Origin of the sequence: Streptomyces sp. NRRL F-5135 (assembly GCF_000719775.1) — a bacterium.
In the GTDB taxonomy this organism is placed as follows: Bacteria; Actinomycetota; Actinomycetes; order Streptomycetales; family Streptomycetaceae; genus Streptomyces; species Streptomyces hebeiensis.
This window is the reverse complement of the sequence record NZ_JOHR01000006.1, coordinates 14,078-33,143: the sequence shown is the minus strand read 5'-3', so window position 1 is coordinate 33,143 and position 19,066 is coordinate 14,078. Positions and strand designations below refer to the sequence as shown.

The window sequence follows — 19,066 nt, the reverse complement described above, 5'->3', positions numbered from 1 at the left end:
AGGAGGCTCTGCTCCCCGCCCGCGCTCCGACCCTCGGGGCGGTCCGGACTGGACCGTGCACACCTTTGTGGCGTGTACCAGCCGGCGGGTCGGGCGCCATACTGGCTCTGGGCCTCGGTCTTGCATGAGGGCCCGTCAGCAAGCTGACGGGTCCTCATGCAAGACCGACGCTAGTTCGGCTTAGAGCGCACGTGGTTCGCGATCGCCGCGTCATCGTTCGCGCCGTACATCTCGTCGATCAGCGTTGCGAACGAGCGCACGACGGCATTGCGCTTCATCTTGCCGTTCGCAGTCCGCTCTCCGTGCTCGACCTGCAGGGGCCGCGGCAGGATGCGAAAGTCCTTCAACTGCTCTACGCGGGCGAGGTCTGCGTTGACCCGATCCACCTCCGCTCGCAGGCGTTCGGCCAGCGCTTCTGCCGACTGCGCGTCCACAGTTGTGCTCGGCTCGAACAGAACGGTGAGGTACTTGCGGGCGTCACCGACGACGATGGCCTCGTTGATCAGCGAGCTTTCCCTCAGCCGGGTTTCAATGGGCTGAGGATTGATCGTCTTGCCGCCGCGAGTGATGATCACATCCTTCTTGCGGCCGATGAGCCGGATGTCGCCCTGGGGTGTGCGCTCCATCAGGTCCCCGGTGCAGAACCAGTCATCCTGGAAAACAGCATCGGTCTCCGCAGGGTCGCGCCAGTATCCGTCGAAGAGCAGCGGCGCGCGGAGCAGCATTTCACCATCGTCCGCGACCTTCACCTGGAAGCGCGGGTCCGAAAACTCCTTGCCGATGCAGCCTGGCCGAGGGAACTGCTGACTGAAGTGCGCGATGGGAGTGCCGGCGGTCTCGGTGAGGCCGTAACACTCGCGAAGGTCGAGCCCCCAGATCTGCCAAATCGCGAGGACGCTCTCGGGCATCGCGGCAGATGCGGTGTAGGCGATCCGGACGCGATCCATTCCGACTGCTGCCCGTAGCGGCAGGAACACTCCGCGAAAGGCGGCAGCGTACGCGATCCGCAGCAATAGTGAGGGCCGGCGACGAGACCAGCGGAGTTCGGCCACCTTGCGGCCCACCCACATCGCGGCGTCATAGGCGTAGCGGCGGAGTCGCGGCCAGGATGCCGGCCGTGCGATCAGTTCGCCGGCGATCTTCTCGTAGAAGCGCGGCGGCCAGAGCACCACGGTCGGCCGTACCGCGCGCAGGACATCCTCGTAGTCAGGGATGCCGCAGTAGGTGACCACCAGCCGTGAGAGCAGCGGCGTGAAAACCGAAACCACCGCTGGCGCCACGTGGGCCAGTGGCAGGAAGCCCACCACATCGTGATCGCGGCTGATCAGCTGTGGGTAGAGTCCGATGACGGTCTGAATCGAGTGCTGAAGAGTGCGGTGCGAGTGGGTGACGCCTTTCGGTGCTCCCGTGGACCCCGACGTATAGAAGAGCACGGCGGCATCGTCGAGAGAGCCCGCAGAAACCAGTTTGGACAGGCGATCCGGGCCGTCGGGGTACCGTGCTCCTTCTTCCCGCAGCGCCTCCCACCCTGTCCCCTTGATCGTCTGGGGCAGCGCCGGCGGGGCGTCGTCGATTCCGACCACGAGCCGCAGCTTCGGTGTACGCGCGGCGATCCCCGCTAATTTGGTGAGGTCTGTCGTTGTCTCGCCGACGAAGGCGACCGCCTCGCTGTGCACGAGGAGTTGCTCGATCTCGGCGGGCGAGTTGGTCGGATATACGCCGATCACGACGCCGCCGACACTCTGCACGGCCAGAGCGGCGAACACCCACTCTGGGCGGGCGCTGCTCAACACCGCGACGCGATCACCGTGCTTCACACCTTGCGCGGAGAGACCGAGTGCCAGATCGCGCACCTGGTCCGCGTACGACCGCCACGTGACCGCCTGCGCAGCACCATCACGCCAGTAGCGCAGCGCAACGGTGTCAGGTTCTCGGCTCGCGCGATCGAGCAGCAGCCCCGGTAGCGTCCGGGTCGGTTGGAAACTGGTCAGATCCATGAGACGGCCTCTCTTACAGAGCTGACAAGCCCGGGCCCGATGAGATTCATGCCGCACTTTCCCCAAGAGGGAGAAAGCCGCCTCTGTACCAGGTCACCGGCTTGCCGCTGCCTGTCCGGCGTCGTGCACCCGACCGATGAGGATCACGTGATCTCCGCCGGGCACGGCCTGCTCCAGTTCGCACCGGATGACCGCCGCCGCATCGGACAGCAGCGGATGACCTGCCTCATCGAATTCGAAGTTGCCGTAATCGAATTTATTCTCACCCTTTGTCGCGAATTTTATTGCCAATTCTGCGTGTGTGCCCGTCACGTGTTCACGACGAAGTGCTTGGTCGAAAGGCAGCCGGGTCCAGTCCGGTCCTTGAAATTGATCAACGATTGAACCCCTCGCGGGCAGCTCGGGCGGCAGGGTCAAGGAAGACCGTGCGCGCGTCGGCAACCGTGACGCGGAGCTGTTCTTCGTCTGGCCAACCGGCAGTCCCTGAGCAAAGAGCCCGCTTGAGCGCTGCGAACACGGCCGGCGGCTTCGCTGCTGCCTTGCGCGCATCCGCCAGCGCAGTCGAGAGCAGATCGTCCTGGTCGACCACCTGGTCGACGATGCCCATCGCCTTCGCATCGAACGCATCGATGGGCTCTCCGCCCAGCAGGAGTCGCCGGGCTGCGCGGTCACCAAGGATTTCACGCACGTGAGCGATTCCCTTTACGGCCGGCAGCATTCCGTGCTTGATCTCGGGGAAGGCGAAACGCGCTGTAGTCGACGAGTACACCACGTCAGCGAACAGCGCCATCTCGATACCGCCACCCACGCACCAGCCGTTAACCGCGCACACCAGCGGCCGGGGATAGTTCTCCAGTGCGCGGAGCAGCGCGTGGAACGACTTCATCCGCCCGGCCATCGCATCGGCGTCGAAGTCGACGGCTTCCTTCATGTCGCCACCCGCGCAGAAGAAGCGCTCGCCGGCACCCGTCAGAACCAGGGCGGGGACATCAGGGCCCTTGGCGAGGGTTTCCAGCTTCGCCGTCAGGTCGCTGATGAGCGAGTTACTGAGCGCGTTTGCGGGCGGGTGGTTCAGAGTGATGACAACCACGCCGTCCGCTTCGTCGGACGTGTGGACAGAGCTGAGCGCTACGTTGTTCGAACCCGCGGTCATGCTCGTCTCCGGTTAGTTCGCCGGGGCGCTGGCGATGCGAGCGGAGGGGAAGTCCACAGGGCGCTTATCCCGGAAGGCCTGGCGCGCTTCGGCGTAGTCGGCGCCGGCGAAGTCGATGATCTCGAGCGCCGAGGACAGTTCGTGCTGGGGCACCGCGTTGGTGAGCCAGGTGTTGAGTGCGCGCTTGGTGAAACGGAGAGCCTGCTGGGAACCACGCGCCAGCTGGGATGCGACCTCGAGAGCACGGGGCAGTACCTGCTCACGGGGAACGGACAGACTCACAAGCCCGATCCGCTCGGCTTCGGCACCGGTCAGCTTCTCGGAGGTGAGCACGTAGTACTTCGTCTTGGCCATGCCGACGAGCAGTGGCCAGATGAGTGCAGCGTGGTCGCCGGCCGTCACTCCGACCTTGGTGTGGCCCTCAATCAGCACCGCGTCGTCCGCGGCGATGCTGATGTCGGCAAGGAGCGCGGTCGACAGGCCGTAGCCGACCGCGGGACCGTTGATCGCGGAGATGATCGGCTTCTCGAGGCGCAGGACGGTGGCAACCCGCTTGCGCTCCGTCTCCAGCATCGCGAGCGTCTGCTCGGGCGTGGGATCGGGCTGCGCCACGTCCATACCGGTACAGAAGGCCTTGCCGGCTCCGGTGACAACCACGACCCGGGTCTGATCGTCGCGCTCGACGTCGGCCCAGATCTGGTTCATCTCCTCGAACATGGGCATGGTGAGCGAGTTGTACCGCTCGGGCCGATTGATCGTGATGAGGAGGACACCGTCGTCGCGCCGTTCGACGAGGACGTCACCAGTGCCGTGCTTGTAGAGGTCACTCATCGCGCGGTCTCCTTGGTGTGGTTGGCGTGGTGGTGGGGGAGGCCGTCGACTCGCAGGACGAGCGCGTCGACGCCCATGCCGGCGTAGCGCTGGACGGGTTCGACGCGATGGTCGGGGTCGCCGACCATGAAGCCCTGGGAGTGTTCGAAGAGGGGCGGGCAGGGGCCCTGCAGGGGCTTGGGGACGAGGCTGCGGGGCGGGATCTTGTAATGGTCGCCCACGTAGGACAACACGTCGTCCAGGAAGGAGCGACGGAAGCGGTGCTCACGCGTGAGCCCGACCGGGGTGTCCCCCTCAGTCATGAGGATGAAGTCCATGACGACCCTTCCGCTGAAATGTTATTCGCCGATAACGTAAGGCGTAGTTCAGTCCTGGTCAAGGCCCCGCTAGAGTCCAAGATGCCGTTAGGTGCTGATAACAATGAGGACTGTCCGGGCCTGCCCTTCAAGAGGAGTGATCACACGTGAGCGAGTTGCGGATTGAGCGTTTGACCTCGCCCGACATCGCGAATGCCATCGCGAGCGGCATGCGTACGGCGGTCCTCCCCTTGGGAGCCACAGAGCAGCATGGCGCCCACCTGCCACTGTCGGTCGACAGCGATCACGCCGACCGCCTGGGCGTCCTTGTCGCCGAGCGGCTTGGTGACGCGCTCGTGCTGCCGACGGTGCGGATGGGCTGCTCCGCGCACCACCTCGGCTTTGCCGGAACGCTCTCACTGCAGCCCGAAACGCTTGAGGCGATCGTCGCCGACTGCTGCACAAGCCTTGCCGCGCACGGCTTCCAACGTGTGCTGATCTTCTCGGCGCACATCGGCAACTATCCGTTGCTCAGTGAGATCGAGGCGAACCTCGCCCCACGGCTTTCTGCCGACCTGGACATCATCGCGTTCGCCGACTCGGCAGCGGTCCTCCAGGCATGGCGCGACGCGGCTCAACGTGTCGCCGGCCTCGCCGACCATGTCGGAGGTCATGCCGACATCGCCGAAAGCTCAATCATGCTCGCCGTTCAGCCGGACGTCGTGAGGAACGATCGCGCTACCGCAGGCTTCACTGGGTCAATGAACGACGAACTGCTTGCCCGCGTATTCACCAACGGTGTCAAGGCAGTCGCGCCCAACGGAGTGCTCGGCAACCCGCGCGGCATGTCCTCCGAGCTGGGCTTTGCCTGCCTGAACGCCGTCGCCGACCTGCTCGCGACGCACGCAACAACACGTTATCGGCCACTTGCCCAAGAGCTGTCCCGTAACTGACATCGGCAGTCCACGTGACGGTCTACGGCCGGACGCGCCGCGCCAGCTCCCCGTACTTCATGCCGCTGGAGTGGAGGACGCCCTGGTGATTGCGACCCATGCACTTGATGCCTTGGGTGCGCCGCTCCACATGAGTCAACCGGAGGATCTGAGTGCCCAGCTCATCGCGAAGGCGGCAGTTCCAAGGAACTCCGGCACTGTGTGTGAGTGACTGCGTAATCGACGGGATCGAGGGCCTGCCTGTGCGGGAGGTGTCAGGTAGTTGCGCAGAGCGGTGGGGCCCGGTGTCTCAGGCGCCGTGGGTCCCCGGCGCGCCGTATCGGGCGAGCATGGTCAGCACCGCTTGGTCGACCGCGTTGGTGATGGCGGAGTCGTCAGGCTCCCAGTGCGCGAGCAGCATTCGCGGCCAGAACGCGTAGTTGGAGATCATCCCGAGGAATTGGGTCGCCGCCATCTCCGCATCGTCAAGCCGGGCCGTACCAGCGGCGCTCTCCGCTGCCAGATAGCGGCGAACCGATTCGAAGTAGGGCATCTTGCCGAGCTTGAACTGGGTCTCGCCGAGCTCGGGGAAGCGCGGTACCTCGGCGATGACGATGCGGAAGAGGGCGGCCATGCCGGGCTGGGTGAGAAGGGCCACGTATCGGCGTCCGATGGCCTCAAGCCCTGCGCGGAGGTTCCCCGGCTCGGGGAGGGGCGCCTCCCCGTCGTCGACCTTCCAGTGTTCGGTGACGATCGCCTCGAACAGGGCCGCCTTGGTGGTGAACTGCTTGAACAGAGTCGCCCTCGACACTCCGGCCGCCTCCGCGATGCGGGCCAGCGAGGTGCCGTCGTAGCCGGAGTCGAGGAACAGCTTCGTCGCTGCCTCGATGATGGACGTCCGCTTCTGCGCTGCCACGCGCCGGTGGTATTCCGAAGGCTGTGCCGTCATGGCCTCCAGTATGCCCCTCACTGCGAGGTGAGTCACTTGACTCACCTCTAGTTCCGCTCCTACCTTGAGAGAGGAGGTGAGTCACTCGACTCACCACTATGTGAGCCTGGAAGGAAGCATCATGGGACGCTTTGAGGGCCAGACCGTCATCGTCACCGGTGGCAGCGGGGGCATGGGTAGCAGTCATGTGCACGGCTACCACGCCGAGGGGGCGAACGTCGTCATCGCCGGCCGCGCCGACGACGCCGGCCGCGATCTCGCGGCTCAGCTCGGTCATCGGGCCCTGTCCGTTCACCTGGATGTCGCCAGCGAGGACGACTGGGCGGCGGCGGTGCGAGAAGTCGAAGGCCACTTCGGGCCGATCACCATCCTGGTGAACAACGCGGGCGTCCAGAACTCGGCGGCCCCTATCGAGCACACCGAACTCCGCACCTGGGAGCACACCTTCAGCGTCAACGTCACCGGCCAGTTCCTCGGCGTCAGGGCCGTGGCTCCGTCGATGCGCAGGGGCGGTGGCGGAACCATCGTCAACATCGCCTCGACCATGGCCCACGTCGGCACCGCCTTCTACGCCCCCTACACCGCCAGCAAGTGGGCCGTGCGCGGGCTGACCAAGACGGCCGCGCTGGAGCTGGGGCGGGACAACATCCGGGTCAACTCCATCCACCCCGGCGTCGTCTCCACACCGCTGATCAACGAACCCACCGTCGCAGGCCAGCCGGCCATCGCCGACTTCTACTCGCCCGATCCCTTCGCTATCCCCCGCCTCGCCGAACCCTCTGACGTCACCCGCCTGTTGCTCTTCATCACCTCCCAGGACGCATCTTTCGCTACGGGCTCGGAATTCGTCCTGGACGGGGGCCTGCTGCTCGGCCCCGCACTCCGACCCGAATCCGACATCGCAGCTTGAGCCGGCATCGCAGTACGGGGTGTGCCGTCGCGGGCGCCCATCTCGGCTCGCGCTCCAAGGCATAGAAGTGGCGGAGGGCGTGGAAGCCATGCTCCCGGGACGGCTCCCACACGCGAGCACCGTCGGTGTTGCCCTCGCACGAGGCAGCGCCGCCATCGACGCGGTCTTCGCGTAGCCGCGGCCGGTCGGCGGAGCCTGTGGAGCGTGGCTCGTAGCCCGCCGCGGCCCCAAAGCCCGGAGAAGTCCCAGAGATGCCGCCGCACCCTTCCCTGTCCCGGCTGGGCAGCAGGTCGGACGGGGTGCGGCGGCATGCGCCGATCAGATGTCCCGGAAGATCTCGATCTGCGCGCCCACCGAGTTGAGCCGTTCCGCCAGGTCCTCGTAACCGCGGTTGATGACATAGACGTTGCGCAGCACGGACGTGCCCTCCGCCGCCATCATCGCGAGCAGTACCACCACGGCCGGCCGCAGCGCGGGCGGGCACATCATTTCCGCCGCGCGCCACCGCGTCGGGCCTTCCACCAGGACCCGGTGCGGGTCCAGGAGCTGGAGCCGGCCGCCGAGGCGGCCGAGGTCCGTCAGGTAGATGGCCCGGTTGTCGTAGACCCAGTCGTGGATCAGCGTCTGCCCCTGCGCGACCGCGGCGATGGCCGCGAAGAACGGCACGTTGTCGATGTTCAGGCCGGGGAAGGGCATCGGGTGGATCTTGTCGATCGGCGCCTCCAGCTTGGACGGCCGTACGGTGAGGTCCACCAGCCGGGTACGGCCGTTGTCCGCCGCGTACTCGGTGCTGCGGTCGTGGTCGAGGCCCATCTCCTCCAGCACCGCCAGCTCGATCTCCAGGAACTCGATCGGCACCCGACGGATGGTCAGCTGGGATTCGGTGACCACGGCGGCGGCGATCAGGCTCATCGCCTCGACCGGGTCCTCGGAGGGGGAGTAGTCCACGTCCACGTCGATGTTCGGCAGGCCGTGCACGGTGAGCGTGGTCGTCCCGATGCCCTCGACCCGTACGCCCAGCGCCTCCAGGAAGAAGCACAGGTCCTGGACCATGTAGTTGGACGAGGCGTTGCGGATGACGGTCGCGCCGTCGTGGCGGGCGGCGGCCAGCAGGGCGTTCTCGGTCACGGTGTCGCCGCGCTCGGTCAGCACGATGGGGCGGCCCGGGGTGACCGAGCGGTCCACCTGGGCGTGGTACAGGCCCTCCGTCGCGGCGATGTCCAGACCGAACCGGCGCAGCGCGATCATGTGCGGCTCGATCGTGCGCGTACCGAGGTCGCAGCCGCCGGCGTAGGGCAGCCGGAAGGAGTCCATCCGGTGCAGCAGCGGACCGAGGAACATGATGATGGAGCGGGTACGGCGGGCCGCCTCCGCGTCGATCGCCTCCATGTCCAGCTCGGCGGGCGGCACGATCTCCAGGTCCACCCCGTCGTTGATCCAGCGGGTGCGCACGCCGATGGAGTTCAGCACCTCCAGCAGGCGGAAGACCTCCTCGATGCGGGCCACCCGGCGCAGCACCGTACGGCCCTTGTTGAGCAGCGAACCGCACAGCAGTGCCACGCACGCGTTCTTGCTCGTCTTGACGTCGATGGAGCCGGAGAGCCGGCGGCCGCCGACGACCCGCAGATGCATCGGCCCCGCGTAACCGAGGGACACGATCTCGCTGTCGAGCGCCTCACCGATGCGCGCGATCATCTCAAGGCTGATGTTCTGGTTGCCGCGTTCGATGCGGTTCACCGCGCTCTGGCTGGTGGCCAGGGCCTCGGCGAGTTGGCTCTGTGTCCAGCCCCGATGCTGTCGGGCGTCACGGATGAGCTTGCCGATACGTACGAGGTAGTCGTCTGCCATGGAGGCAGGTTAACTCACATGTGAGATACGCGCCGTGTCGGGGGGCCGTCGGGGTGACGGGCATTCAGGCCCCACGCTGCGCGCCCGACCGGGAGTTCGGCAACCGTTGCGCGGCCATGCGGGTGAGGGCGTCAGTCCCGGTGCCCCGTGCGTCAGCGTCCCGGTGCCCGGGCGCCCGGTGCGCGACCCCCGTCGTCCCGGTACCCCGGCGCCCGATCGGCGGCTCCGGTGCGGGATCGGCTTGCCCGCACATGACCGCGCGGCGGTCATGTACTAGAGTTATCTCGACATCGAGATATCTGCCGAAGGCGTACCGCGAAGCCGCCAGAAGGTAAGGGTTGCCTAACTGAGCCTTACCTTAGTGCATCGGCGTGTCGTCGTGGCGGCAGCATGGCGGTAGTACGCGCACATTGATGAAGGAGACTGTCGTGTCGGCGAACAGCTTCGACGCCCGCAGCACGCTGCGCGTGGGCGACGAGTCGTACGAGATCTTCAGGCTGGCCAAGGTCGAGGGCTCCGCGCGCCTCCCGTACAGCCTGAAGGTGCTGCTGGAGAACCTGCTCCGCACCGAGGACGGCGCGAACATCACCGCCGACCACATCCGCGCGCTCGGCGGCTGGGACTCCCAGGCCCAGCCGAGCCAGGAGATCCAGTTCACGCCGGCCCGCGTGATCATGCAGGACTTCACCGGCGTGCCCTGTGTCGTGGACCTCGCGACGATGCGCGAGGCCGTCAAGGAGCTGGGCGGCGACCCGGCGAAGATCAACCCGCTGGCCCCGGCCGAGCTGGTCATCGACCACTCCGTCATCGCCGACAAGTTCGGTACGAAGGAGGCCTTCGGGCAGAACGTCGAGCTGGAGTACGGCCGCAACCGCGAGCGCTACCAGTTCCTGCGCTGGGGCCAGACCGCCTTCGACGAGTTCAAGGTCGTTCCGCCCGGCACCGGCATCGTCCACCAGGTGAACATCGAGCACCTGGCCCGTACGGTCATGGTCCGGGGCGGCCAGGCGTACCCGGACACCCTCGTCGGCACCGACTCGCACACCACCATGGTCAACGGCCTCGGCGTGCTCGGCTGGGGCGTCGGCGGCATCGAGGCCGAGGCCGCGATGCTCGGCCAGCCCGTGTCGATGCTCATCCCGCGCGTCGTCGGCTTCAAGCTGACCGGCGAGCTGCCGGCCGGCACCACCGCCACCGACCTGGTCCTCACGATCACCGAGATGCTGCGCAAGCATGGCGTCGTCGGCAAGTTCGTGGAGTTCTACGGCGAGGGCGTCGCCGCCACCTCCCTCGCCAACCGCGCCACCATCGGCAACATGTCGCCGGAGTTCGGCTCCACCGCCGCGATCTTCCCGATCGACGGCGAGACGCTCAAGTACCTGCGCCTGACCGGCCGCAGCGACCAGCAGGTCGCCCTCGTCGAGGCGTACGCCAAGGAGCAGGGCCTCTGGCTCGACCCGGCCGCCGAGCCCGACTTCTCCGAGAAGCTGGAGCTCGACCTCGCCACGGTCGTCCCCTCCATCGCCGGCCCGAAGCGCCCGCAGGACCGGATCGTCCTGGCCGAGGCCAAGGAGCAGTTCGAGCGCGACGTACGCAACTACGTCAGCGAGGACGAGGAGGCGGGCAAGGAGTCCTTCCCGGCCTCCGACGCCCCGGCCTTCACCGACGGCGCGCCCACCCGCCCCACCCTCGTCACCGCCCCCGACGGTTCGACGTACGAGATCGACCACGGCGCCGTCACCGTCGCCGCGATCACCTCCTGCACCAACACCTCGAACCCGTACGTGATGGTCGCCGCCGCGCTGGTGGCCAAGAAGGCCGTCGAGAAGGGCCTGAGCCGCAAGCCGTGGGTCAAGACCACGCTCGCCCCGGGCTCCAAGGTCGTCACCGACTACTTCGACAAGGCGGGCCTCACGCCGTACCTGGACAAGGTCGGCTTCAACCTCGTCGGGTACGGCTGCACCACCTGCATCGGCAACTCCGGCCCGCTGCCGGAGGAGGTCTCCAAGGCCGTCAACGACAACGACCTGGCCGTCACCTCCGTCCTCTCCGGCAACCGCAACTTCGAGGGCCGGATCAACCCCGACGTCAAGATGAACTACCTGGCGTCCCCGCCGCTGGTCGTCGCGTACGCCATCGCGGGCTCCATGCGGGTGGACATCACCCAGGACGCCCTGGGCGTCGACCAGGACGGCGCGCCGGTCTACCTGAAGGACATCTGGCCCACCGAGGCCGAGGTCAACGACGTCGTGACCAACGCCATCGGCGAGGACATGTTCAACAAGTCCTACCAGGACGTCTTCGCGGGCGACGCCCAGTGGCAGGCGCTGCCGATCCCGACCGGCAACACCTTCGAGTGGGACGCGCAGTCCACCTACGTCCGCAAGCCCCCCTACTTCGAGGGCATGACGATGGACCCGGCCCCGGTCGAGGACATCGCGGACGCCCGCGTCCTCGCCAAGCTGGGCGACTCGGTCACCACCGACCACATCTCCCCGGCCGGTGCGATCAAGGCCGACACACCGGCCGGCAAGTACCTCACCGAGCACGGCGTCGAGCGCCGCGACTTCAACTCGTACGGCTCCCGCCGGGGCAACCACGAGGTGATGATCCGCGGTACGTTCGCCAACATCCGCCTGCGCAACCAGATCGCGCCGGGCACCGAGGGCGGCTACACCCGAGACTTCACCGTCGAGGGCGGCCCGGTCTCCTTCATCTACGACGCCTCCCAGAACTACCAGGCCGCCGGCACCCCGCTGGTCGTCCTGGCGGGCAAGGAGTACGGCTCCGGCTCGTCCCGCGACTGGGCCGCGAAGGGCACCGCGCTGCTCGGCGTGAAGGCCGTCATCGCCGAGTCCTACGAGCGCATCCACCGCTCGAACCTGATCGGCATGGGCGTCCTGCCCCTCCAGTACCCGGAGGGCGCCTCGGCCCAGGCCCTGGGCCTGACCGGCGAGGAGACCTTCTCCATCACCGGCGTCACGGCACTGAACGACGGCACCACCCCGCGCACGGTCAAGGTCACCACGGACACGGGCGTCGAGTTCGACGCGGTCGTCCGCATCGACACCCCGGGCGAGGCGGACTACTACCGCAACGGCGGCATCATGCAGTACGTGCTGCGCAGCCTGATCCGCAAGTAGTCCCGCGACGGCGCCGGTCGACGGCGCCGAGAACGGCACCCCGGGGGCCGTGTCCCGTACGTACGCGTACGAGGCACGGCCCCCGGCGCGTCATGGCGTCCGCCGTGGCCCGGAACGCGACCACGGACACCGGAGCCCCGGACGCTCACCACGCCGACTATCGCGCGGCCGAGAGGTTTGCCGACCGTTTGGCAGCTGAGGGCCCCTTGATGCCCTTCCCTCTGAGCAGCCATCTGGGCGACGGATTACGGGAACTCCGCATCGGTTCGGTCCGTGTGACCTACTGGCTGGCACCGGGGCGCAGAGCCGTGCTCCTGACTGTCTTCCGGAAGACGAGGATGCGGGAGTCGAACGAGGTCGTGCGAGCCCAACAGGCACGGAAGATCTGTGAGGCCGAGCCCCCTCCCGCAGGGGTCCACGATGTCTACAGTAGGGCGGAGGAGGACGGATGAGCAGCGGATATCACACCAGGTGGTCGGTGCCCCCGGAGCATCGCGAAGACGCCGAGTACCGGGCGGCCGGGCGGCGCATGGACTTCGCCCAGGCCGTCTTCGAGCGGCGGTCCGACCTCGGCTGGAGCGCGGCTGAGCTGGCGGGCAGGGCAGGGATGGCCGAGGAGGACATCGACCGTATCGAGGAGAGCGGGGTCGACCCCACTCTCGAGCTCATCGAGCGTCTGGCGGAGGCGCTGGAGTCCGGGGCGCGGGTCGATCCCCGTGCTTCTCCGGAGTTCCGTTTCGAGGGGCGGGCCGCCTGACCGCTGCGGGGACCTCTGCACGCATCAGGCGGCGCGAGACGGGCTGACGTCGGGAACGGTCCACCTCGCGCCGCGGCGTCCGGACGGCGAAGGGGCACCGGCCTCGTGATCCGGTGCCCCTCGTCCCGCCCTGCCCTGGCCTTCTCTGGGCCCGGGCTACCGCAGCAGCTCCACCTCCGCCAGCGTCGACGTCGCCCCGCTCACCAGGCGGTACTTCGCGTACGTGCCCGGTTTCGCCACCGTGAAGACGCGGGTCTGCCGGTCCCAGGTGAAGGACTCCTCCGACCGCGTGTCCACGTTGGTCCACGTGGTGCCGTCGGCCGAGCCCTGGAGGGTCCAGGACGTCGGGGCCTTCGCGGCCGTGGCCGAGGTCAGGGTGTACTGGACCGCCTTCGTCGGCGAGGCGACCGGCAGGTCCACCGACTCGGCCGGCGCCTCCGTGCGGGAGGAGTTGTCGGCGAGCGCGCCCGGGCCCGTCAACGCGTCCGTGCGCGGGGAGGGCACCTTGTCGTCGGTGGTGACTGAGACGGGTGCCGCGTTCTTCCCCGTGCCCCAGGCCGACGGCTCCGGGCCCATCGCGAACTCCAGGGTGCCGCCGCGCGCGATCACCTCGTGCGGGAGGGCCGTGGAGTTCCAGGTCTTGCCGTTGACCTTCACGCCCTGGACGTAGACATTCTTCTCGCTGTTCTCAGGGGCCTTCACCGTCAGCGTGCGGCCGTTGTCCATGCGCACGGTCGCCTTCGTGAAGAGCGGCGAGCCGATCGCGTACTCCCCGCTGCCCATCACCAGCGGGTAGAAGCCGAGCGCCGAGAACAGGTACCAGGCCGACTGCTCGCCGTTGTCCTCGTCGCCGTGGTAGCCCTGGCCGATCTCACTGCCCACGTAGAGGCGGGAGAGGACCTCGCGGACCTTCTCCTGGGTCTTCCACGGCTGCGATGCCGCGTTGTACATGTACGTGACGTGGTGGGCGACCTGGTTGGAGTGGCCGTACATGCCCATCCGCACGTCGCGCGCCTCCGTCATCTCATGGATGACCCCGTTGTAGGAGCCGACGAACTCCCGCCCCGCCGTCTCCGGCGTCGCGAAGTACGTGTCGAGCTTGTCCGCCAGGCCCGAGCGCCCGCCGTACAGGTTCGCCAGGCCGCGCGAGTCCTGCGGGGCGGTGAAGGCGTAGCCCCAGCCGTTGGTCTCCGTGTAGTCGTAGCCCCACACCCTCGGGTCGTACGAGGCGGAGGGCACCCGCCAGTCGCCCTTCACGTTGCGGCCCTGGAAGAAGCCGGCCTTGGAGTCGAAGAGCGTGACGTAGTTGCGGGCGCGGTTGCGGAAGTACGCGGCCTCCTCCTGGTAGCGCTTCTTCTTCGTCTTCTGGTAGAGCTTCTCGCCCATCTCGGCGATTCCGTAGTCGTTGAGGTAGCCCTCCAGCGACCAGGACAGGCCCTCGTGCGTCTCGGTCGAGGCGTAGCCGAGGAAGGGGGAGGTCTCCATCCCCTTGCGGCCGACGCCCGCGCTCGGCGGCACCACCGTCGCGTTCTTCAGCGCCGCGTCGTACGCCGCCTCCGCGTCGAAGTCGACGCCCTTGACGTAGGCGTCCGCGAAGGCCACGTCCGAGCTGGTGCCGGTCATCAGGTCGGCGTAGCCGGGGGAGGACCAGCGGGAAATCCAGCCGCCGTCCTTGTACTGCTGGACGAAGCCGTCCACCAGCCGGCCCGCCGTCTTCGGGGTGAGGAAGGAGTACGCGGGCCAGGTCGTGCGGTAGGTGTCCCAGAAGCCGTTGTTGACGTAGGCCTCGCCGTCGACGATCTTCGCGCCCGTCCGGGTGGGCGTGTCGGTGCCCGCCTTCGGCGAGAAGGGGCTGGCGTACTGGTGCTTCGGGTGCGCCTTCGTCCCCGTGTTCTCGAAGCCCGAGTTGGGGTACAGGTACAGCCGGTAGAGGCTGGAGTAGAGCGTGGTCAGCTGGTCGTGGTCCGCGCCCTCCACCGTCACCCGTCGCAGGACGGTGTCCCAGGCGTCCTGCGCCCGGTCCTCGACCCGCTCGAAGCGGGTGCCCGCCGGGATCTCGTCGGCGAGGTTCTTCTTCGCCTGGTCGACGCTGATCAGGGAGGTCGCCAGCCGGACGGTGACCGTGCGGTCGCGGCCCGCGTCGACGCGCAGGTAGCCGGTGACGTCCGCGCCACCGCCCCCGGGCAGCTTGCCGCTCGCGGTGACCGGCGCGTCCAGGACGCCGTAGACGAACATGCGGGTGGCACCGGTTGACAGGCCGCTCTTGACGTCCGAGTAGCCGGTGAAGGAACGGGTGGCCGGATCGAGGGTCAGCCCGCCCGCGTTGGAGACGTTGTCCAGGACGAGGCTCGCGTTCTCGCCCGGATAGGTGATCCGCATCATCGCCGCGTGGTCGGTCGGCGTCAGCTCGGTCTTGAGGCCGTTGTCGAACGTCACGCCGTAGTAGTGCGGTTTCGCGGTCTCGTTCTCGTGCCGGAAGGGCAGCGCCCGCGCCGTACGCGACGCGTCGGGCGTGCCCTCGGCGGTCGACGGCATCAGCTGGAAGGTCTGCCGGTCGCCCATCCAGGGGCTCGGCTCGTGGCTGGCGGCGAACGCCTGGAGCGTCGGCCGGTTGCCGGCGTTGTTGCCGCGCGCGTACTCGTACAGCCAGCTGGTGGAACCGGCGTTGGTCACCGGCGTCCAGAAGTTGAAGCCGTGCGGCACGGCGGTCGCCGGGAAGGTGTTGCCGCGCGAGAAGGAGCCGCTGGAGTTGGTGCCCCGGGTCGTGGACGCGTAGTCCGAGAGCCGGGACAGCCGCTTCTCCGGAGCCTTCGGGGCCAGCGAGACGTCGTCGACCCAGCCCTGGAACGAGGCGGGGCCTTTGGGGGAGTCGTACGCCACGAGGATCCGGTCCACGGTCTTGCCGGCCGCGACCGAGCCGATCCGGGAATCGACCTGATTCCACTGGTTGACGTACAGCCGCTTGGCCGCGCCCTGGCCCTCGGGGGTCAGCCGCCCGCCGTGCGCGTCGAGGGCACCCAGGTCACTCAGATAGGTGCCGTCGGTGAACGCGAGATCGACCGAGACATGGGTGGCCGGGTAGTTCAGGTCCGTCTCGCCCATGGCCGGGTAGATCCGGTACGACAGCGCGGTGTCGCGCCGGACGGCCACCTGGACGTCGAAGACCTTGTTGTACGAGTAGGCGCGCCCGTCCGGCCGGTGCGTACCGGCGTACTTCAGCGCCCGTACGCCCGTGAACCCGGCGCCGGCCTTGGCGGTGGGGGAGCCCGTCGGGCCGCGGTCCACCTGGGTGCGCATGTCCTCGGGCCCGGGCACGTCCGTGGAGCCGTCGGAGAACTGGACGTCGGCCAACTGGACCGCGTCCGAGGCGCCGTTGTTGGCAGTGATGTTCAGCCGGTAGTGCTGGTACGCGGTCGTGTTGTCCAGGTCGTACGACGTGGTCTTGAACCGCTCGGGGAAGGACTGGCCCGTACGGGAGTCCAGCTCCCGCCACTCCTTGCCGTCGGCCGACCCCTGGAGCGTGAAGTCCTTCGGGTCGCGCTCGGCGTGGTCGTTCGCCGACGTCAGGGCGTAACGGACGACCTTGACCGGCTCGTCCAGGTCGAACTCGACCCAGGCGGTGGGCGCGAACGCCAGCCATTTCGTGCTCGACTGTACGTCGATCAGGTTTTCCTTGGTCTCACCGCCGCCGGTGTTCTCGCCGCTGGCGCGCAGATCCACCACCCGGCCGGTGACATTGCCCGGAATTCCCTGACTGAAACCGCCCTCGACACCGGATGCCCGCTTTTCTCCGTCGGGTCCCACCTCCACGGTGTTGCGCCAGTCGGGCTGCGGATCACCTTCTTCGAAGGACGAACCGAATTTCGTATTCTTCGACGGCGACGTTGCGGACTGTGCCAGGGCAGCGGACGGTGCGGTCACGACGAGCAGCGAAACGGCCGCCACCAGGGCGGCCGCCTGCCGATGTCTGTGCCGGGGTCCGGTTCTGAACTGCATACCGAGCCTTCCTCCTGCGTACCGAGTCGGACAACGTTGTCAAACGGGGGCGCAGGGACCAGTAGGGGCCAAGTGGGCAGTGGTGTCAAGGGTGTTGTCCGGAACTCGAGCGGTACCGCCGGACGGGAGCCGGGGCGCGTACGGACCGTCGGGCGGGGCGTAGGGCCGCCGGGTCGGGCGCGCAGGGCCGCCGGGCGCCGAAGACGCGGTCGGGGCGCGATCGAATCCGTGATCGGCGGACCGGCGAACGCCCGAGAGTTCTCACCCTTTGGTCTCAACTAGGGAAAGACTGCCGCCCCGAAGCGCTTTCGATCTTGCCCCACTGGCGGGAAGTGGACTATACCTGTCGGCGTCCGCCCAAGTGATGTGATGGCGCGCGATCCGCACGGTCATCGAGTTTCCGCGCGGTTGTCCTGCACGACCTGGTGCCGTGACCGGCAAGGCTTGTCCGTCAAGGAGCGGCGCTGGCTTCAATTGACCGCGGTGGCGGGGCCCTTCGCCTCAGAAGAGAAGGACGGGCGACCGGTACACCGCCTGAGTCCTGGAGAAGGCGAGGACTTGAGCATGGGATCCACCACCGCTCGAAACGACGAGGGCCGGGGACGTTCCGACCACGGCACGGGCTCCGGAACGATCGGCGGCGCCGGTGGCGCGAACGGGGGCCCCGCGGTCACCGGGGGGCTCGGCCGGCGCGACGTCATCAAGCGGTCCGCGGCGATCGGCCTGGCCGCCGTGCCGACGACGGGCTTCCTGGCGTCCTGCGCCAGCGGCTCAGGCGGTACGGACAAGCAGGTCGACAAGGGGGAGAAGACCGAGAAGAACCCCCTCGGCGTGAACGGCTCCGCGCCGCTGGAATTCGTCCTGTTCGACGGTGGCTTCGGTACGGAGTACGCCCAGGACGCCGTCAAGGTGTACGAGAAGACCTACCCGAAGGCCAAGGTCACGTTCAGCTCGACCCAGAAGATCCAGTCCACGCTCCAGCCGCGCTTCAACGGCGGCACCCCGCCCGACCTGATCGACAACTCGGGCGCCGAGCAGATGGACATGGGCGTCCTCGTCGGCAAGAAGCAACTCGCGGACCTCACCCCGCTGCTGGACGCCCCCTCGTACGACGACCCGGCCAAGAAGGTGCGCGACACGCTGCGGCCCGGGGTCGTCGAGATGGGCCAGTTCGACGGCGATCCGGTGTGGATCATGTACTACGCCTACATGGTGTACGGCGTCTGGTACTCGCAGACCGCGCTCGACAAGCTGGACGCGGAGTACCCCGAAACCTGGGACGCGATGCTGGCGCTCTGTGCGAAGGCCAAGAAGAAGGGCATCGCGGGCTGGACGTACGCCGGCAAGTACCCGTACTACGTCCCCTTCTCGCTCTACCCGTTCATCGGCAAGATCGGGGGCCGCGAGGTCCTCGAAGCGATCGACAACCTGGAGCCGAACGCCTGGAAGCACCCGGCCGTCAAGGCCGGCTTCGAGGCGTACTACGAGCTGTTCAAGAAGGGGTACATCCTCCAGGGCACGCCCGGGCTGGACCACATCCAGTCGCAGACGGCCTGGACCGAGGGCAAGGCGCTGTTCATCCCGAACGGCTCCTGGGTGGAGAACGAGGCGGCGTCCACCACGCCCAAGGACTTCGAGATGAAGGTGGCCGCGCCCTCCAGCCTGGACAGCTCGGACAAGCTGCCGTTCGGCACGCTCTGGGCGTCGGGCGGTGAGCCCTTCGTCGTACCGGCCCACTCGAAGAACCCGGACGGCGGCATGGAGCAGCTGCGCATCATGCTCAGCGAGGAGTCGTCGAAGAACTTCACCAGCAAGGTGAAGTCGCTGAGCTCCTTCAACGGTGGCACGGACGGCCTCGCCCTCTCCTCGGCGCTCAAGTCCGGGGAGGAGGCGCTGGCCAAGGCGGGCGACAACGTGCTCAACCCGCGCCTCCAGGACTGGTACGTGGCCCTGCAGAAGGAGAAGATCGGCGCGGGTGCGATCGGCGAGATGATGGCGGGCCGGATGACACCGGCCGAGGCCATCAAGAAGTGCCAGGAGTACGCCGACGCCGTGGCCAAGGACAGCTCCGTCAAGCACTACAAGCACCGGTAACGGAGCTTACGAGATCACGGTCCTGGCCGGGGCCGGCTCCGCACGGGGCCGGCCCGGCCGGGCCCGGCACAGCGGCCGTGGGACCCCACCGGGGGGCGCACGGCCCCGGCCCGGCACAACGGGCCGCCGGCGCACCACGGCGCAACCCGCCGGAGATTCG

General features: G+C 67.8%; 14 protein-coding genes. 6 read left to right on the top strand and 8 right to left on the bottom strand.

All coding sequences use genetic code 11. The features are described 5' to 3' along the window. Positions 1-170: 170 nt before the first annotated feature. The 5 genes from IG02_RS0110745 to IG02_RS0110730 all read right to left on the bottom strand — a co-directional run bounded on the left by IG02_RS0110745 (position 171) and on the right by IG02_RS0110730 (position 4,283). The gene (locus tag IG02_RS0110745) at positions 171-1,997 is read right to left on the bottom strand and encodes an AMP-dependent synthetase/ligase (protein ID WP_051764815.1); all 1,827 of its coding nucleotides are present in this window, start codon (positions 1,995-1,997) and stop codon (positions 171-173) included. Positions 1,998-2,090: 93 nt separating this feature from the next. After that, positions 2,091-2,309, bottom strand: coding sequence for a flavin reductase family protein (locus IG02_RS41490; RefSeq protein WP_158712275.1), 219 nt, complete (start codon positions 2,307-2,309; stop codon positions 2,091-2,093). A 61-nt stretch (positions 2,310-2,370) separates the two neighbouring features. Then, positions 2,371-3,150 carry an enoyl-CoA hydratase/isomerase family protein gene (locus IG02_RS0110740; protein ID WP_051764813.1) on the bottom strand — a complete coding sequence of 260 codons (780 nt, stop codon included), beginning with the start codon at positions 3,148-3,150 and terminating at the stop codon, positions 2,371-2,373. A gap of 12 nt (positions 3,151-3,162) precedes the next feature. Next, the gene (locus tag IG02_RS0110735; RefSeq protein ID WP_030744726.1) at positions 3,163-3,981 is read right to left on the bottom strand and encodes an enoyl-CoA hydratase/isomerase family protein; all 819 of its coding nucleotides are present in this window, start codon (positions 3,979-3,981) and stop codon (positions 3,163-3,165) included. Beyond that, on the bottom strand, positions 3,978-4,283 hold the full coding sequence (locus tag IG02_RS0110730) for a hypothetical protein (protein WP_158712274.1): 306 nt from the start codon (positions 4,281-4,283) through the stop codon (positions 3,978-3,980). The genes IG02_RS0110735 and IG02_RS0110730 overlap by 4 nt, the downstream gene beginning before the upstream one ends. A 161-nt stretch (positions 4,284-4,444) precedes the next feature. On the opposite strand from IG02_RS0110730, the gene IG02_RS0110725 reads away from it, so the two are divergent. Further along, positions 4,445-5,230, top strand: coding sequence for a creatininase family protein (locus tag IG02_RS0110725; RefSeq protein WP_199813998.1), 786 nt, complete (start codon positions 4,445-4,447; stop codon positions 5,228-5,230). A 289-nt stretch (positions 5,231-5,519) separates the two neighbouring features. On the opposite strand, the gene IG02_RS0110720 is transcribed toward IG02_RS0110725, so the two are convergent. Next, the gene (locus IG02_RS0110720) at positions 5,520-6,158 is read right to left on the bottom strand and encodes a TetR/AcrR family transcriptional regulator (protein WP_030744720.1); all 639 of its coding nucleotides are present in this window, start codon (positions 6,156-6,158) and stop codon (positions 5,520-5,522) included. A 121-nt stretch (positions 6,159-6,279) separates the two neighbouring features. Between IG02_RS0110720 and IG02_RS0110715 the strand changes: the two genes are divergently transcribed. Next, positions 6,280-7,068, top strand: a complete 789-nt coding sequence (locus IG02_RS0110715; RefSeq protein ID WP_030744718.1) for an SDR family NAD(P)-dependent oxidoreductase — start codon at positions 6,280-6,282, stop codon at positions 7,066-7,068. A gap of 318 nt (positions 7,069-7,386) precedes the next feature. Here the strand turns inward: IG02_RS0110715 and IG02_RS0110710 are convergent, their stop codons facing one another. Continuing rightward, a complete protein-coding gene (locus tag IG02_RS0110710; RefSeq protein WP_030744716.1) occupies positions 7,387-8,916 on the bottom strand; it encodes a helix-turn-helix domain-containing protein in 1,530 nt (509 codons plus the stop codon). Positions 8,917-9,344: 428 nt separating this feature from the next. On the opposite strand from IG02_RS0110710, the gene acnA reads away from it, so the two are divergent. From acnA to IG02_RS0110695, 3 genes are all read left to right on the top strand, one after another. Next, positions 9,345-12,059 carry an aconitate hydratase AcnA gene (gene acnA / locus IG02_RS0110705; protein WP_030744714.1) on the top strand — a complete coding sequence of 905 codons (2,715 nt, stop codon included), beginning with the start codon at positions 9,345-9,347 and terminating at the stop codon, positions 12,057-12,059. Between the two features lie 92 nt (positions 12,060-12,151). Continuing rightward, positions 12,152-12,511, top strand: a complete 360-nt coding sequence (locus IG02_RS0110700) for a type II toxin-antitoxin system RelE/ParE family toxin (protein ID WP_051764811.1) — start codon at positions 12,152-12,154, stop codon at positions 12,509-12,511. Next, positions 12,508-12,816, top strand: coding sequence for a helix-turn-helix domain-containing protein (locus IG02_RS0110695; protein ID WP_051764809.1), 309 nt, complete (start codon positions 12,508-12,510; stop codon positions 12,814-12,816). Before IG02_RS0110700 ends, IG02_RS0110695 begins: the two co-directional genes overlap by 4 nt. Before the next feature lie 156 nt (positions 12,817-12,972). Here the strand turns inward: IG02_RS0110695 and IG02_RS0110690 are convergent, their stop codons facing one another. Then, the gene (locus tag IG02_RS0110690) at positions 12,973-16,812 is read right to left on the bottom strand and encodes a GH92 family glycosyl hydrolase (protein WP_030744707.1); all 3,840 of its coding nucleotides are present in this window, start codon (positions 16,810-16,812) and stop codon (positions 12,973-12,975) included. A gap of 564 nt (positions 16,813-17,376) precedes the next feature. On the opposite strand from IG02_RS0110690, the gene ngcE reads away from it, so the two are divergent. Further along, a complete protein-coding gene (ngcE, locus tag IG02_RS0110685; protein ID WP_078854373.1) occupies positions 17,377-18,906 on the top strand; it encodes an N-acetylglucosamine/diacetylchitobiose ABC transporter substrate-binding protein in 1,530 nt (509 codons plus the stop codon). Positions 18,907-19,066: the final 160 nt, after the last annotated feature.